The organism is Methylobacterium fujisawaense (assembly GCF_039619325.1).
Classification (GTDB): Bacteria; Pseudomonadota; Alphaproteobacteria; order Rhizobiales; family Beijerinckiaceae; genus Methylobacterium; species Methylobacterium fujisawaense.
In genome coordinates, this window is record NZ_CP155000.1 from 5,590,041 (window position 1) to 5,604,613 (window position 14,573).

The 14,573-nt window shown below is 70.4% G+C and carries 16 protein-coding genes; 11 read left to right on the forward strand and 5 right to left on the reverse strand.

The window, feature by feature from the left end:
* The first annotated feature begins 41 nt into the window (after positions 1-41).
* A complete protein-coding gene (locus ABC766_RS26415; RefSeq protein ID WP_043380797.1) occupies positions 42-263 on the forward strand; it encodes a hypothetical protein in 222 nt (73 codons plus the stop codon).
* A 16-nt stretch (positions 264-279) separates the two neighbouring features.
* On the opposite strand, the gene ABC766_RS26420 is transcribed toward ABC766_RS26415, so the two are convergent.
* Entirely contained in the window at positions 280-657 is a 378-nt protein-coding gene (locus ABC766_RS26420) for a 4a-hydroxytetrahydrobiopterin dehydratase (protein WP_345819843.1), read from the reverse strand.
* A 187-nt stretch (positions 658-844) separates the two neighbouring features.
* Here ABC766_RS26420 and ABC766_RS26425 point away from each other — a divergent pair, with 187 nt between their 5' ends.
* The 3 genes from ABC766_RS26425 to ABC766_RS26435 are packed head-to-tail and all read left to right on the forward strand — an operon-like array spanning position 845 to position 3,329.
* Positions 845-1,825, forward strand: a complete 981-nt coding sequence (locus tag ABC766_RS26425) for an ABC transporter substrate-binding protein (RefSeq protein WP_043349145.1) — start codon at positions 845-847, stop codon at positions 1,823-1,825.
* Between the two features lie 51 nt (positions 1,826-1,876).
* Positions 1,877-2,614: an ABC transporter permease gene (locus ABC766_RS26430; RefSeq protein ID WP_043349142.1), complete on the forward strand. Its 738-nt coding sequence runs from the start codon at positions 1,877-1,879 to the stop codon at positions 2,612-2,614.
* Positions 2,595-3,329, forward strand: a complete 735-nt coding sequence (locus ABC766_RS26435) for an ABC transporter ATP-binding protein (RefSeq protein WP_053610698.1) — start codon at positions 2,595-2,597, stop codon at positions 3,327-3,329. Before ABC766_RS26430 ends, ABC766_RS26435 begins: the two co-directional genes overlap by 20 nt.
* Positions 3,330-3,491: 162 nt before the next feature.
* Here ABC766_RS26435 and ABC766_RS26440 read toward each other — a convergent pair whose 3' ends face one another.
* The 3 genes from ABC766_RS26440 to ABC766_RS26450 all read right to left on the reverse strand — a co-directional run bounded on the left by ABC766_RS26440 (position 3,492) and on the right by ABC766_RS26450 (position 6,070).
* Positions 3,492-3,617 (reverse strand): hypothetical protein, encoded by a 126-nt coding sequence (locus tag ABC766_RS26440; RefSeq protein WP_345819844.1) that lies wholly within the window; start codon positions 3,615-3,617, stop codon positions 3,492-3,494.
* Between the two features lie 58 nt (positions 3,618-3,675).
* Complete coding sequence (locus ABC766_RS26445; RefSeq protein WP_345819845.1) at positions 3,676-5,598, reverse strand: hypothetical protein; 1,923 nt, start codon at positions 5,596-5,598, stop codon at positions 3,676-3,678.
* Positions 5,599-5,743: 145 nt separating this feature from the next.
* The gene (locus tag ABC766_RS26450) at positions 5,744-6,070 is read right to left on the reverse strand and encodes a HesB/IscA family protein (protein ID WP_043349135.1); all 327 of its coding nucleotides are present in this window, start codon (positions 6,068-6,070) and stop codon (positions 5,744-5,746) included.
* A gap of 153 nt (positions 6,071-6,223) precedes the next feature.
* Between ABC766_RS26450 and ABC766_RS26455 the strand changes: the two genes are divergently transcribed.
* Complete coding sequence (locus tag ABC766_RS26455; protein ID WP_345819846.1) at positions 6,224-7,471, forward strand: deoxyguanosinetriphosphate triphosphohydrolase; 1,248 nt, start codon at positions 6,224-6,226, stop codon at positions 7,469-7,471.
* A gap of 25 nt (positions 7,472-7,496) precedes the next feature.
* Here ABC766_RS26455 and ABC766_RS26460 read toward each other — a convergent pair whose 3' ends face one another.
* Positions 7,497-7,937, reverse strand: a complete 441-nt coding sequence (locus tag ABC766_RS26460) for a hypothetical protein (protein ID WP_342140677.1) — start codon at positions 7,935-7,937, stop codon at positions 7,497-7,499.
* Positions 7,938-8,216: 279 nt separating this feature from the next.
* On the opposite strand from ABC766_RS26460, the gene argS reads away from it, so the two are divergent.
* From argS to tatC, 6 genes are all read left to right on the forward strand, one after another.
* Entirely contained in the window at positions 8,217-9,968 is a 1,752-nt protein-coding gene (argS, locus tag ABC766_RS26465; protein ID WP_043349127.1) for an arginine--tRNA ligase, read from the forward strand.
* A gap of 48 nt (positions 9,969-10,016) precedes the next feature.
* Entirely contained in the window at positions 10,017-11,390 is a 1,374-nt protein-coding gene (locus tag ABC766_RS26470; RefSeq protein WP_043757923.1) for an SPOR domain-containing protein, read from the forward strand.
* 270 nt (positions 11,391-11,660) lie between these two features.
* Complete coding sequence (gene nagZ / locus ABC766_RS26475; protein ID WP_345819847.1) at positions 11,661-12,665, forward strand: beta-N-acetylhexosaminidase; 1,005 nt, start codon at positions 11,661-11,663, stop codon at positions 12,663-12,665.
* A gap of 156 nt (positions 12,666-12,821) precedes the next feature.
* On the forward strand, positions 12,822-13,094 hold the full coding sequence (locus ABC766_RS26480; RefSeq protein WP_043355642.1) for a twin-arginine translocase TatA/TatE family subunit: 273 nt from the start codon (positions 12,822-12,824) through the stop codon (positions 13,092-13,094).
* Positions 13,095-13,197: 103 nt separating this feature from the next.
* Positions 13,198-13,761 (forward strand): Sec-independent protein translocase protein TatB, encoded by a 564-nt coding sequence (tatB, locus tag ABC766_RS26485; RefSeq protein WP_345819848.1) that lies wholly within the window; start codon positions 13,198-13,200, stop codon positions 13,759-13,761.
* The gene (tatC, locus tag ABC766_RS26490) at positions 13,758-14,558 is read left to right on the forward strand and encodes a twin-arginine translocase subunit TatC (protein ID WP_043355639.1); all 801 of its coding nucleotides are present in this window, start codon (positions 13,758-13,760) and stop codon (positions 14,556-14,558) included. The genes tatB and tatC overlap by 4 nt, the downstream gene beginning before the upstream one ends.
* Positions 14,559-14,573 lie beyond the last annotated feature (15 nt).

The window sequence follows — 14,573 nt, forward strand, 5'->3', positions numbered from 1 at the left end:
TTGGCGCGTAGGGTGCGGCGAGAACGAGGACCGCCCCATCCATGAACGCCTTCATCGCCGTCGTATTGGTCTGCGCCAACGGCCTCGCACAGGACGCCTGCACGGACGCCCAGGCCCTTGAGGTCCGCAAGGTCCGAGTTGCCAACGAGCTCGGATGCGCCACCGGCTGGCAGGAGATCATCGCCCGCACCGAGCGCCGCGACGAGATCGGCAAGACCGCCTACCTCAAGACCGAATGCCGCCGCGTGAAGGACCCGCAGTGACGCCCGCGCCGCGCGGCTACTTGTCGTACTTGATGTAGGCGAAGCGCGGATCCGTGGGCGTCCCTTCGAGGCCCTGTCCCTCCAGGACCGGCTGCCAGGACACGACCTCCTCGATTTTCCGGGCGAGGGCGAAGTCCTTCTCGGTGATGCCTTTGGCGGCGTGGTTCATCAGCCGGACCTCGACCCAGGCATAGGACGCCGTGATGTCGGGATGATGCCAGGCTGCTTCGGCGAGGTGACCCACGGTGTTGATCACCATCAGCGTGCCCTTCCAGCCGGCCGTCTTGTAGGTGCGGCGGATCCAGCCATCCTCCAGGCGCCAGGCGGGCAGTTCGGCCTTCAGCCGCGCCTCCACGGTCGCCTCGTCCAGAACTCCCTCGCGTCGCTCGGTCATGATCGCATGTCTCCCCTAATGGCGTCTCGGTCGAGGGTGCCGCCGCAGCCGGTTGCGCGCAAGCGTGTTCCGCACGGTGGACGGAAACCGGTGTGAGCCCTATGACCTTTTTCCAATGGCGTCCCGTTCATGCGGCACGTCAGTCTACCGCCGTCCAAGACTGCGTAATACGATGGGAGAAGGCGTGATGCTGTCACGGCGCGCGATGCTCGCCGGCGGCCTGCTGGGCGGCCTCGGCCTGCGGGCGGCGCGCGCGGACGTGCCGACCATCCGTCTCGGGAGTCTGCCCTTCGGGACGTCGACCTGGGAGGCTGCGGTGATCAAGGCCCGCGGCCTCGACACCGACAACGGCTTTCAGCTCGATGCCGTGAAGCTCGCCGGCAACGACGCGGCCCGCATCAGCTTCATCGGAGGACAGGTCGATACGATCATCGGCGACCTGCTCTGGGCCGCCCGCCTCGGCAATGACGGGCAGGCGGTGCGCTTCATCCCGTACTCGACCTCCGAGGGCGGCGTGATGGTACCGGCCGGGAGCGCGGTGAAGAGCCTCAAGGATCTCGCCGGCAAGCGCCTCGGGGTGGCCGGCGGTCCCCTGGACAAGAACTGGCTGCTGCTCCGGGCGCAGGCGAAGGACGCGGCCGGAATCGACCTGGAGCGCGAAGCCGAGATCGCCTACGGCGCGCCCCCGCTGATCACGCTGAAGCTGGAGCAGGGCGCCCTCGACGCAGCGCTCACCTACTGGACCTACTGCGCCCGCCTTCAGGCCAAGGGGTTTCGCCAACTGGTCGGTGCCGAGGACATCATGCACGCCCTCGGCGTCCCCGGCGACGTGGCGCTGATCGGCTACCTGTTCCAGGACACCACCGTGAAGGAGAAGCCCGCTGCCGTGGCGGCCTTCGCGCGGGCGTCGCGGGCGGCCAAGGACATCCTGGCCTCGGATCCGACCGCGTGGCAGATCGTGCGCCCGCTGATGGCGGCCGAGGACGATGCAACCTTCGAGGCGCTCAAGCGCAACTTCCTCGCCGGCATCCCGCGGCGCCCCGTGGCGGAGGAGCGCGCCGATGCCGAGAAACTCTACACCGTGATGGCGCGGCTCGGCGGAGCGCGCCTCGTCGGAAAGGGCGACGCACTGCCTCCCGACCTGTACTACACCGGTCGCAATGGGTGATGCGCCGGCCCAGCGGGCCACCGTTGCAGCGGTCCAGACACTCGGGATCGCCTGGGCGTGCTGACCCGCATCGCGTCTTTGGTCGTGCTCCTTGCAGCCTGGCAGTTGGCTGCACTCGAGGCGGGATCGCGCCTGCTGCCGGCGCCGCTGGCGGTGCTGCGCTTCATCGTTCAGGAGGCGGAGCGCGGCGACCTCGCACACAACGTCGGCATGACGCTGCTCCGCGTAGCGATCTCATTCACGGTGGCGATGCTTCTCGGCGTCGTCCTCGGCGTCGCGCTCGGACGCTCGAAGGTCACCGATCTCACGCTCGACACGCCGCTTCTCGTCCTCCTCAACACGCCGGCCCTGGTGATCACCGTACTGGCCTATGTCTGGGTCGGGCTCACCGAGACCGCGGCGATCCTGGCGGTGGTCCTCAACAAGCTCCCGAATGTCGCGGTGATTGTCCGGGAAGGGGCCCGTAATCTCGATCCCGGCCTCGACGAGATGGCCCGCGCCTATCGGCTCGACCGGCTCACCTGGGCCCGCGACCTCCTGATCCCGCAGCTCCAGCCCTACATCGTCACGGCGGCGCGGTCCGGCCTCTCCCTCGCCTGGAAGATCGTGCTGGTGGTGGAACTGCTCGGTCGTCCCGACGGAGTCGGCTTCGCGATCAACTATTACTTCGTCCAGAGCACCGACGTGGCGGCCATCATCGGCTACAGCCTCGTCTTCATGGCCGTGATGATCGGCATCGACGTCCTCCTGCTGCAGCGGCTCGAAGCCTATGTCCGTCGCTGGCGCTGAGCCCGTTCTTCAGGTCGCGATCGCGTCGAAATGGTATCGGCCGCGCGATGCCGAACCGGTCGAGGCGGTTCGCAACCTCGAATTCGAGGTCGCAGCCGGGGAAATCGTCTGCCTGATCGGGCCATCGGGCGCCGGAAAGACCACGACGCTGCGGATCCTGCTCGGCCTCGATACCGCGTTCGAGGGACGCGTCTCCGGGGCGGAGCGGGCCGGTATCGTATTCCAGGAGCCGCGGCTGCTCCCCTGGCGCAGCGTCGAGCACAATGTCCGCCTCGGGCTCCCTCGGGCGCGGCGCGGGCTCGACCTTGACGGCTTGTTCGCGCAGCTCGGCCTGACGGCATGGCGGGCCAGCTATCCGAAGGCGCTCTCCCTGGGGATGCAACGCCGCGTGGCACTGGCGCGGGCCCTGGCCGACGGGCCGCGGGTGCTGGTCCTCGACGAGCCCTTCGTGTCCCTCGACGATGCCGCCGCCGCCGAGCTGCGCGGCCTCGTGGTGGATACGGTGGATCGGTCCGGCATGAGCGTCCTGATGGTGACCCACAACGTCGCCGAGGCGATCGGGATCGCCGACCGTCTGCTGCTGGTCTCCCGGCGCCCGGCGGGTCTCATCGCCGCCGTGTCCCTCGATCGACCGCGCCGGGAACGCGACCGCGCCTGGGCCGAGGCGACCCGGGCGAACCTCGCAGCGCAGCATCCGGAGATCATCGCGCTGTAACCTCCGCAACGGGCCCGCGTGGTCGCTTGATCAGCGACGTTCGACGCAGGCCGTTCCGCGGTCGACGACGAACGCTCCGACAGCCGGCGCGACAGCTTTCAGCCTTGGGCTGTCTCGGCTCGGTCCAGTTCGTGAGCCAAGCCCGATCAGCGAGACGGAAATCTACCCGACCGGCCGCAGGCCAGATCGCGCGGCGGCATCGTCTGCGACGTTGCCATACACGACCGGCATGCAGGTCAGCGCCAGGGCGGCGGCGAGCGCAGCCTTCGCGAGACGGACGGCGCGCATGGGGCCTCCTCAGGCCGGTCTTCCGGCTGCGACAGCCCGGAGACCGGTCACGGTTGCCTCAATTCGCCTTCGCCTCGACGTCCAGCCGGTCGAGCACGGCCGCCGGCGAGCGCGCCGCGCCGAGATCGATGAAACCGATCCCGGCGGGCTCTTTGGACTTCGCGTGCACCACGAGCTTGCCGGGCTTCATCACGAACTGGCCCATGGCGGCGCCGATGCCCTTGGCGGCCGCGCTGTTGCCCAGGATGATCGGCACGCCGAGCAGGCTGGCGGTGACGTACTCCTTGCGCAGCTCGTCCGGCTTGAGGCTGAGATCCTTCGATTGCGCGGCCAGGAAGCGCTCGAACAGGCCCGCGTTCTCCACCGTCAGGTCGAGGGCCTTGGCGCTTCCCGAAAACATCACCATGGTCGCGGCCGGCAGGGTGCCGGAGAACAGCTCGGGCCCGATACCGCCCAGCGTGCCGGATAGCCGGACGGTGCCGATGTCGCGACCCGACACCGTCACCTCGCGCAGGGCGAGGTCGCGGGCCTTCTCATCCAAAGTGGCGTCGGCCACGAGGTCGAGGTCGAGATCCCGGTACCCGTAAACCGGCAGCATGCCGATGATCGGCGCGCCCGCCACGAGATCCGCCGGCAGGCTGAGGCCGGAGAGACTGAGGCGGGTCGCGCTGGGCACGCCGTCATTCGGCGCCCCCAGAGCGAGTGTGGCCTCGCGCAGGGCGATCCGGCGGACCGGCCGGGGCGATACCGACAGGGCGAGGGGGTCGGCGGCGGTGTCGCCCGTCCTCGGATCTGCCGGCCTGCCAGGCCCCGCCCGGCCAGAGTCGGAGAGGCCGCCGCGGGCCGGAGCCCGACCATCACGCGGCGGCGCCCGCTCGGGTTCGCCCTCCGGCGGCAGCTCGATCGACAGGTCGCTCAGGGTCAGGTTGCCGAGCTTGGGCGTCAGGCGGCGCATCTCGATATCGGAGAAGCCGGGCCCGGCCGTCGGCTCGGCGGCGATCCCCTGGAGGGCCGCGACGGTCGGCACCAGCGAGGTCCCGAGGACGGCGAGGCGACCGACATGGACACGCAGACTGCCGCGCGACAGCGCCAGGTTGTCCAGGACGGTGCTGCCCTCCGACCCGGCGGAGGTGTAGGCGGCCCGGCCGATCTCGAACAGAACCGGCCCCTTCGGATCGGAGTCGCTGACGCTGAGGCCCTGCATCTCCAGGCTGCCGACGGCGGTGGCGGCGATGAGATCGGCCGCCGCGGCGGCCAGGGGACGCCGGTCGCTGGAGCCATCGAAACCGCCGGCCACGATCGCGAAGGCGCCGCTCCAGCCGTCGGGGATCTGCCGGCCGCCGAGATCACGCCCGTCGAGGCGTGCGATCTTCACGGTCGTGCCGCGCGCGTCGGAATAGGTCACGTCGGAGACCTGGATGGTACCGTAGACCCGCTGGACCGGTCCCTTGCCGTCGCCCGGAACCGTGTACAGCCGGCTGAGGGCCGCCAGATCCAGATCTGTGGCGCGCACCTGCCCGTAGGTTCCGGAACCGCGGTTCGGCCCGGCGACGGAGCTGACCGTGGCGCCGGCCGCCGTCAGTTCCCCGACACGGCCGGCGCGGATGTCGCGGGCGACCACATCGCGGTAGGTGACGGTCTGCCGGTTGTCGCCGGGACCCGCATTCTCGGAGGTCAGGACCGGGACGGTGAGGCTGCCCGCATCGAGCCGGGCGAGCCGCTGCTCCCAGGGCACGTTGGAATCGGGCCGCAGGATCGCCGCGAGATCCTCCTTGGAGAGGCGCGTGCCGCTCGCCGTGAGCTTCGGGGCCTTCAGCAGCGTGCCGCCGAGCGGGATGACCACGTCGGTGACCGTCACGTCCTGGACGGCGGCGGCGCCCTCCTGCGCGGCGAGTGGCGCGGGAGCGAGGCCGAGGAGGACGAGGATACCGGTTGTCGCCCAGGCCGACCGGAGGCGGAGGCGGGCCTTCGGGTGGTTCATGGCTGCATCCGGACCAGGGCTCGCGCGGGAATTCCCTAGCCGTGCCGCGTTTTTTGAGGCGAGGCAATCAGGCATGCCGGCCCGGGCGACCGTGCCGGCACCGGTGTCGTATGGACGCAACGGCGCGGATGCGCCGGGCGGGTCGCTACAACGAGAAGGAGGTGCCGCAGCCGCAGGAGGCGGTGGCAAGCGGGTTCTCGATCTTGAAAGACTGGCCGATCAGATCGTTCACGAAGTCGATCGTGGAGCCGTTCATGTACTCCATCGAGATGGGGTCGACGATGACGGTGGCGCCGTCGCGCTCGATCGCGACGTCCTGCGCCTCACGGGTGCGGGCGATGTCGAAGGCATACGAGAAGCCCGAGCAGCCGCCGCCATTGACGCTGATCCGCAGCGACGAGCCGGCTGGCTCCGCCCCCATGATCTCGTTGATGCGCTTGGCCGCGCGGGCGGTCAGGGTGATATCAGCCATCAGTCTCTGGCCACGCAATCGTTCGGTGGACGGCGCACCCCGCCTGTTGCCGAGGGCGTCCCGGCCCACAAGATATGAGGCGCAAGCCCGCGCCGCAACGCGCCGGGCGAGGAGCCGTCATGAGCAGGGTGCGTGAGTTTGCGAGCGGATGCCGTGCGATCCAACGGTGAGCGCTGGCGCGCGGCCTACGCCACCGATCCGGCCCGCACCCGGGGACGCCTGATCCCCGAGGCCGGTTCGCCGACCCGCAGCGACTTCCAGCGGGACCGGGACCGGATCATCCACTCCACGGCGTTCCGGCGGCTGAAGCACAAGACGCAGGTCTTCGTGCATCACGAGGGCGACCATTACCGCACCCGCCTCACCCACACCCTCGAGGTCAGCCAGATCGGCCGGGCGCTCGCCCGCGCCCTCGGGCTCGACGAGGATCTTGCGGAGGCGCTGGCCCTCAGCCACGACCTCGGCCACACCTGTTTCGGCCATACCGGCGAGGACGCCCTCGACGCCTGCATGGCCCGCTACGGCGGGTTCGACCACAACGCCCAGGCCCTGCGGATCGTCACGCGGCTGGAGCGGCGCTACGCCGGCTTCGACGGGCTGAACCTCGCCTGGGAGACCCTGGAGGGCCTCGTCAAGCACAACGGCCCGCTGCTGACGGCCGACGGCCAGCCGACGCCCCGCTACGCCGCGCGCGGCATCCCGGCGGCGATCCTGGAATACGATGCGCTGAACCCCCTCGACCTGTGGAGCCAAGCCGGCCCCGAGGCCCAGGCGGCCTCCCTCGCCGACGACATCGCCTACGCCGCCCACGACCTCGACGACGGGCTGCGCGCCGGCCTGTTCGAGATCCCGGAGCTGCGCGCGGTCCCGTTCCTGGACGGGCTGCTCGACGAGATCGACCGGCTGCATCCAGACCTGGAGCCCTCGCGCATGATCCACGAACTCGCCCGGCGGGTGATCACCCGCTTCGTCGAGGACGTGATCCGCGAGGGCGGACGCCGCATCGCCGAACTGGATCCGCGCCGCGTCGAGGACATCCGGAATGCGGATCAGGCGGTCATCGTCTTCTCGCCGGAGATTGCGGCGGCCGATGCCGATATCATGCGCTTCCTGTGGGACCGCATGTACCGGCATCCCGGCGTGGTGGCGGTGCGGAAGAAGGCCGACGCCATCGTCAACGACCTGTTCGCCGCGTTCACCGCGGCGCCGTCCCGGATGCCAGAGGAGTGGAGCGCCGGTCTCGAGGAGGCCAGCGAGGCGCGGGTCGGCCGCCGGGTCGCCGACTACATCGCCGGCATGACCGACACCTATGCGGTCCTGGCGCATCGCAAGCTCTACGCGACGACGCCGGACCTGCACTGGGAATTGCCCAGCCGGGGCCTGCCCCTCGCCGAACCCTGAGGGCCCGGCGCGGGATGGGTTGGGATCAGCAGCCGCAGCCGCAGGTGAAGCTGCCGTAACACCCGCCGTAGCCACCGCCGTAGCCGTAGCCGCCGTAGGCCGCCGGATAGCCGTATCCGTAGCCGCTATAGGCGGCCGGGTAGCCGTAGCCGTAGCCGCCATACCCGTAACCACCATAGCCGTAGCCGCCGTAGACGCTCCCGGCGGCGAGCCCGAGACCGAGACCGATCCCCGCGCCGGCCAGCCCGTAGCCGAGGGCCCGTCCGTAGCCGCGGCGATAGCCGTAGCCGTAGCCGCGCCCGTAGAAGCCGCGGGCCGCGTAGCCGCCCCGGTAGCCGTAGCCGCCCCGGAAACCACCGTGGACACCGCCGTGGAAGCCGCCGCCGTGGAAGCCGCCCGCCTCCGCACCCGGCGCGGCCAGGATCAGGGCGCACAGCGCCGTACCCGCAATCGTCAAGGTCTTCATCAGTAACTCCGCGATCGGCACACGCGCGACCGTCGGCGATGACACAGTTCCGTCCCGGCCAAGACAAGCCGAACACTGCGCGATCCGTATTCGTCGCGTGGGATAACGTGAGAGCGCCGCGCGCTTGGTTACCGGACCGATGCCGGGAATGTGGGCTTCTCCAGGCCGGCGAACCGCTCGGCGCCGTGACACCCTCCCGGCCCCTTGCTAGACCGCCCGGGCGGGCACAGGCCGGACGGGCCGGGCGACGAGACCCCCGCGCAAGCGAGATCGAGACCCATGAACATCTTCGCCCTGTTCGAGGCGCGCGTGCGCGAGGCCGTGGAGGCGCTGACCCGCGCCGGCCATCTGCCCGAGGGCCTCGACCTGGGCCGCGTAGTCGTCGAGCCGCCCCGGGACGCGGCGCACGGCGACCTCGCCACGAACGCGGCGCTGGTCCTGGCCAAGGAGGCGCGGGCCAACCCGAAGGCGCTGGGCGAAGCCCTGGCGGCGGAACTCCGCGCCGATCCGCGGATCGTGGAGGCGAGCGTCGCCGGGCCCGGCTTCATCAACCTGCGGCTCGATCCCGCGATCTTTCACGCAGTCGTGCGCGACGCGCTCTCCGCGCCGGAGGCGTTCGGCCGGGCGGAGCTGCCCGGCGGGCCGATCAACGTGGAATACGTGTCGGCCAATCCCACCGGGCCGATGCATGTCGGCCATGGCCGCGGCGCGGTGTTCGGTGACGCCCTCTCCAATCTGCTCGTCGCGGCCGGCAGGCAGGTGACGCGGGAGTATTACATCAACGATGCCGGCGCCCAGGTCGATGTGCTGGCCCGCTCCGCCTTCCAACGCTACCGCGAGGCTCTGGGCGAGCCCTTCGCCATCGCGGACGGCTTGTATCCGGGCGACTACCTCAAGCCCGTGGGCGCCAAGCTGGCGGAGACCCATGGCCGCGCGCTCCTCGACCAGCCCGAGGCCGCGTGGCTTCCCACGGTGCGCGAGACCGCGCTGGACATGATGATGACCATGATCCGGGCCGATCTGGAGGCGATCGGCATCCGCCACGACGTGTTCTTCTCCGAGCGGACGCTCCAGGAGAGCGGTGCCGTGAAGACGCTGCTCGCGGAGCTGCGCGCCAAGGGCCTCGTCTACGAGGGCCGCCTGCCGCCGCCCAAGGGCCAGCTGCCGGAGGATTGGGAGGACCGCGAGCAGACGCTGTTCCGCACCAAGGAATTCGGCGACGACAGCGACCGGCCGCTGCTGAAGTCGGACGGCTCGTACACGTATTTCGCCTCCGACATCGCCTACCACCGGGCGAAGTATCTCGCGGGCGCGACCGAGCTGATCGACGTCCTCGGCGCGGATCACGGCGGCTACGTGAAGCGCATGCAGGCTGCCGTGAAGGCGGTGAGCGACGGCGCGGCGACGCTCGACGTCAAGCTCTGCCAGCTCGTGCGGCTGTTGCGCGCAGGCGAGCCGGTCAAGATGTCGAAGCGGGCCGGGGAATTCGTGACCCTGCGGGACGTGATCGACGAGGTCGGCCGCGACGCCATCCGGTTCATGATGCTCTACCGGAAGAACGACGCGACCCTGGATTTCGACCTCGCCAAGGTGGTGGAGCAGTCGAAGGACAACCCGGTCTTCTACGTTCAGTACGCCCATGCCCGCGTCCGCTCGGTGCAGCGGCAGGCGCGCGAGGCGTTTCCAGAGGCCGACCTCTCCGCCGCGGCGCTGGCACGCGAGGCGGACCTCGCGGTGCTGAGCGATCCGGGCGAGATCGAGATGATGCGCCTCATCGCCCAGTACCCGCGGGTTCTCGAATCCGCAGCCCTGGCGCACGAACCGCACAGAATCGCATTCCACCTCTATGAACTGGCCTCGGCGCTACATAGTTTCTGGAACAAGGGCAAAGACTTGCCGCAATTACGGTTTGTTAATGCAACCGACCGAAAGTCGACGTGGGCCCGGCTGGCGCTCATCGAAGCTCTGCGGAGCACGCTGGCGGCCGGCCTTGCGATTCTCGGTGTGACCGCGCCGGACGAGATGCGATAGGCCCGAGCGCATCGGGCCGGTCACCGGCGTTGATGTGAGGATGCTGCCATGACGAACGCTTCGCGCGCTCAGGTCGATCTGGACGCTTTTGCGCGCGATCTGCGTCAGGAGACGGGTCAGGCGCCGCAGGCGGCCAAGGCGGATCCGCTGGCGGAACTCGCCCGCATCGTCGGCCAGGACGATCCGTTCCGGGCCCTGCTCGCCGCGCGCGACGAGATGCGCGCCGTCGCGCCCGACACCCAGCCGCAGGCCGGCTGGAACGCTCGGGTGGAGCCGAGCTTCGCGCCGGAGCCCGCCAAGGCGACGCCGGCCGACGCATTCGATCAGTACCTCGCCTCCGTCGAGCAGGACACGCATCGCGAAGGCGGCGCCTACGCGCCAGATGGCGTCGCGGTATCGAGCGGCGACGACGCCTACGCGGACAGCCACGCCCTGCGTCGCGCCAATCCGCGCCGGCGCCTCGTCTCGGTCGGCGCCGGCGTCGCCGTGGTGGCGCTCGCGGTCACCGGTGCGCTCACCTACAAGGGCATGAGCAATTCGGGCCATGGCGGCGTGCCGGTGGTGCAGGCCGATTCCACCCCGCTCAAGGTCGCCCCGAAGGTGGCCGACGGTGTCGAGATCCCGGATCAGAACCGGCAGATCTACGATCCGAAGGGCAAGAAGGACGGCCAGATCAAGATCGTCAACCGCGAGGAGCAGCCCCTCGACGTGGCCGAGGCCGCGCGCGCGGCCCAGGGCCCGTCGCAGCCGACCGGCGCCCAGGGCGGCACGACGCCGGGCAACGGCCCGTTCGAAGCGTTCGGGGAGCCCCGCCGCGTCCGCACCGTCGCGGTCAAGCCCGAGGCGCCGCCCGCACCGCCGCCGCGGGAGCAGCAGGCCGTCGACGCCGGGCCGGCCCCGATCCCCACCATGGTTCTGCCCGGCGACGAGCCGCCGCCGGCAGCGCCCGCGAAGTCGAAGCCGATGCGCCAGGCCGCCGCCGCCATGCCGGCGACCACGGCCACGCCCGTCGACGCGCAGCCGGACGCCGCGGTCGAGCCGCCGGCTCCCAAGCCGGTGGCCGTGAAGCCGCCGCCGAAGGCCGCCCAGCGGATCGCCGCCGTCGCCCCGGCCGGGGCGGCCGCGCCCGACACCACCGCCAGCACCACCACCGACGACGAGGCCGTGAAGTCCGGCCCGGTCAGCGGCTTCTCGGTGCAGCTCGGGGTGCGCAGCTCCGCCGCCGAGGCGAAGGCCGCGTTCCGGCAGATGCAGGCCAAGTACACACAGCTCGCCGGCAAGCCCGAGCTGATCCGGCAGGCCGAGGTGAACGGCAAGACGATCTATCGCGTCCGCGTCGGACCCCTGGAGAAGGCTCAGGCCGCGAGCCTGTGCAGCGCCCTGCAGGGCGAGGGCGGCCAGTGCTTCGTGGCCAAGAACTGAGGTTCTGACGGAAAGCCGCGGTCGGGGCAGCGCTCCCGCCCGCGGTGATCCGCTCGGGCGCCCCGCCGACCGAGGCTCGCCGACCGAGTCTTGCCGACCGAGTCTTGCAGGCCACACCGGCGGCGGCATCGCTCCGGCCTCCGCCCGGAGCCGCGGTTTGGTCTTGCCGGCTCCCCGTTCCCGCCCGACTCTGTCGCCATCGAGCCGAACCGCCCGGCGATCCCGCCGCCGTCTTCGCGCCGCCACCGAGCAGTTTCCGAGCCGTTCCAGATGACCTCCCGCGCCCTGATCCTCGGTTGCACCGGCTCGTCGCTCTCGGCGGAGGAGCGGTCCTTCTTCCGGGACGTGAAGCCCTGGGGCTTCATCCTGTTCAAGCGCAACATCGGAAGCCCGGACGAGGTCCGCGCCCTCACCGGCGCGCTGCGGGACTGCGTCGGATCCGATCGCGCGCCGATCCTGATCGATCAGGAGGGGGGCCGGGTCCAGCGCATGGGTCCGCCCCACTGGCCGGCCTACCCGGCCGGCGGCCGCTATGGACGCCTGAACGGCAGCGCCGCGGCCGTCGCCCGCCTCGGCGCGCGCCTGATGGCGCACGACCTCGCGGAGGTCGGCATCAACGTCGACTGCGCCCCCGTCCTCGACGTGCCGGCGCCGGGCTCGCACGACATCATCGGCGACCGGGCCTACGGGACGAGCCCGGACAGGGTGGCCGAGATCGGCCGCGCGGTCGCCGAGGGCCTGATGGCCGGGGGCGTCCTGCCGGTGATGAAGCACATCCCGGGGCATGGGCGCGCCACCTGTGACAGCCACCACGGCCTTCCGGTGGTGGAGGCGACGCGCGCGGATCTGGCGGAGCAGGATTTCCGGACCTTCCGGGCGCTCGCCGACCTGCCGATGGCGATGAGCGCCCACGTGGTCTTCACCGCCATCGACCCCGACCGGCCGGCCACTCAGTCCGCCATCGTCATCCGCGACATCATCCGCGGCGCGATCGGCTTCGACGGGCTTCTGATGACCGACGATCTCTCCATGCACGCGCTGACCGGCTCGTTCCGCGACCGGACGGAGCGCGCCTTCGCGGCGGGGATCGATATCGGGCTCCACTGCAACGGCGCCATGGACGAAATGCGCGCCGTGGCCGAGGCGGCGCCCGCGCTCACCGGAGAGGCCGCGCGCCGCGCCGCCTCCGCGCTGGCGCAGCTTGACCCCGCAGGCGACGGACTCGACGTTCCGGAAGCCCGGGAGCGCTTCGCCGCGGCCCTCGCCGCCGCCTGACCTGAGCCCCTTGCGGCCTTCCACCGCGGCCTTCCACCGGCCGTGGCATCGCCTCTGCTTGTGTTCGGGCGGCGCGATCCCTAGGTTCGCCCCGAAATCCTCAACCGGACGTGGCGTCGCGCTCCCGCTTCTTCGGGGCGCCCGCAGGAGGTTGCCATGGGCAGCATGAGTATCTGGCACTGGGTCATCGTCGCGGTCATCGTGATGCTGCTCTTCGGACGCGGCAAGGTGTCCGATCTGATGGGCGACGTCGCGAAGGGCATCAAAGCCTTCAAGAAGGGCATGGCCGAGGATGAGACCCCTCCGGTCAGCCAGGCCGCGCCGCCGCCGGCCGAGCCGGTCCGCACCATCCCGCACGCCACCGAGACGAGCCCCGGCACGGCGATCCCGGCGAGCCATCTTCCCGGCGGCGAGCGCAAGCCGGTCTAAGGGCGGGCGCGACTGTAGGACTGGCAGAGCGCACGCGCTCGTGTAGAGCCTGACGGGGTCCGGCCACCGCGCCGGATCTCAGGGCAGCAGGACCGTCGACGACATGCTGGACATGAGCTGGGGCGAGGTGATGCTGATCGGCGGCGTCGCCCTCATCGTCATCGGGCCGAAGGATCTGCCGAAGGCGCTGCGCACCGTCGGGCAGATCACCTCGAAGCTGCGCCGCATGGCCGGCGAATTTCAGATGCAGTTCAACGAGGCGATCCGCGAGGCGGAACTCGACGACGTCCGGCGCGAAGTGGACGGGATCCGCAACACGGTCCGGAATGCGAGTTCGACCTTCAATCCCGTGCAGACCATTCGCGACGAGTTGAAGGGCGCCGTCGAGGGCCGGGCCAAGGTCGGCCCGGAGAAGCTCGGCCCGGAGAAGCCGCCGGTCGAGACCCGATCCCTCGCCGATGCCACGGCGCAGCTCAAGGCCGAGCAGGACGCCGCAGCACCGGCCCCGGTCTCGGGGACGCCGCCCGCCGAATCGTCCCATGATCTTGCACCGCAGATGGCGGAGGCACCCCTGCCCGTGCCCGGGTCGGTTGACGATCCGTTCGGGCCTCCGCCCGCCCCGCATCTCACCACCGAAGAGTCCCAGAACGGCACGGCCGCCCGATGATCAGCGATGCGGACGAGGCCGAGATCGAGGCGTCGCGGGCGCCCCTGCTCGAACACCTGATCGAATTGCGGGCGCGGCTGATCAAGTCGCTGATCGCATTCGTGCTGATGTTCTTCGCCTGCTTCTTCTTTTCGCGCGATATCTACAACGTTCTGGTCTACCCCTATGTCTCGATCGTGGGTGCGCAGAACGCCGAGCTGATCGCCACGCACTTCCTCGAGCAGGTGTTCACCAACATCAAGCTCAGCGTCTTCGGGGCGGCCTTCCTGGCCTTCCCGGTGATCGCCACGCAGATCTACGCCTTCGTGGCCCCGGGCCTCTACCGCAACGAGCGGAAGGCGTTCCTGCCCTACCTCGTGGCCACGCCGATCTTCTTCGTGCTCGGCGCGCTGGTGGTGTTCTTCCTGGCGATGCCGCTGCTGATCAAATTCTCGGTGTCGCTCCAGCAGGTGGGCGTGGCCGGGGAGCCGACGATCAAGCTGCTTCCGAAGGTCGACGAATACCTGTCGCTGATCATGACGCTGATCTTCGCGTTCGGGATCGCGTTCCAGCTGCCGGTGATCCTGACGCTGCTCGGTCAGATCGGGATCATCGACGCGGCCTTCCTGCGGGAGAAGCGGCGCTACGCCATCGTGCTGGTCTTCGTCGCCGCCGCGATCCTGACGCCGCCGGACGTGATCTCCCAGCTCTCCCTCGCGATCCCGATGCTGCTGCTGTACGAGGCCTCGGTGTTCTCGGTGGCGCGGGTCGAGAAGCTGCGGGCGGCGCGGCGCGCGGCGGAAGGCCTGGAGCCGTGAGGCGGCGCGCCGGGC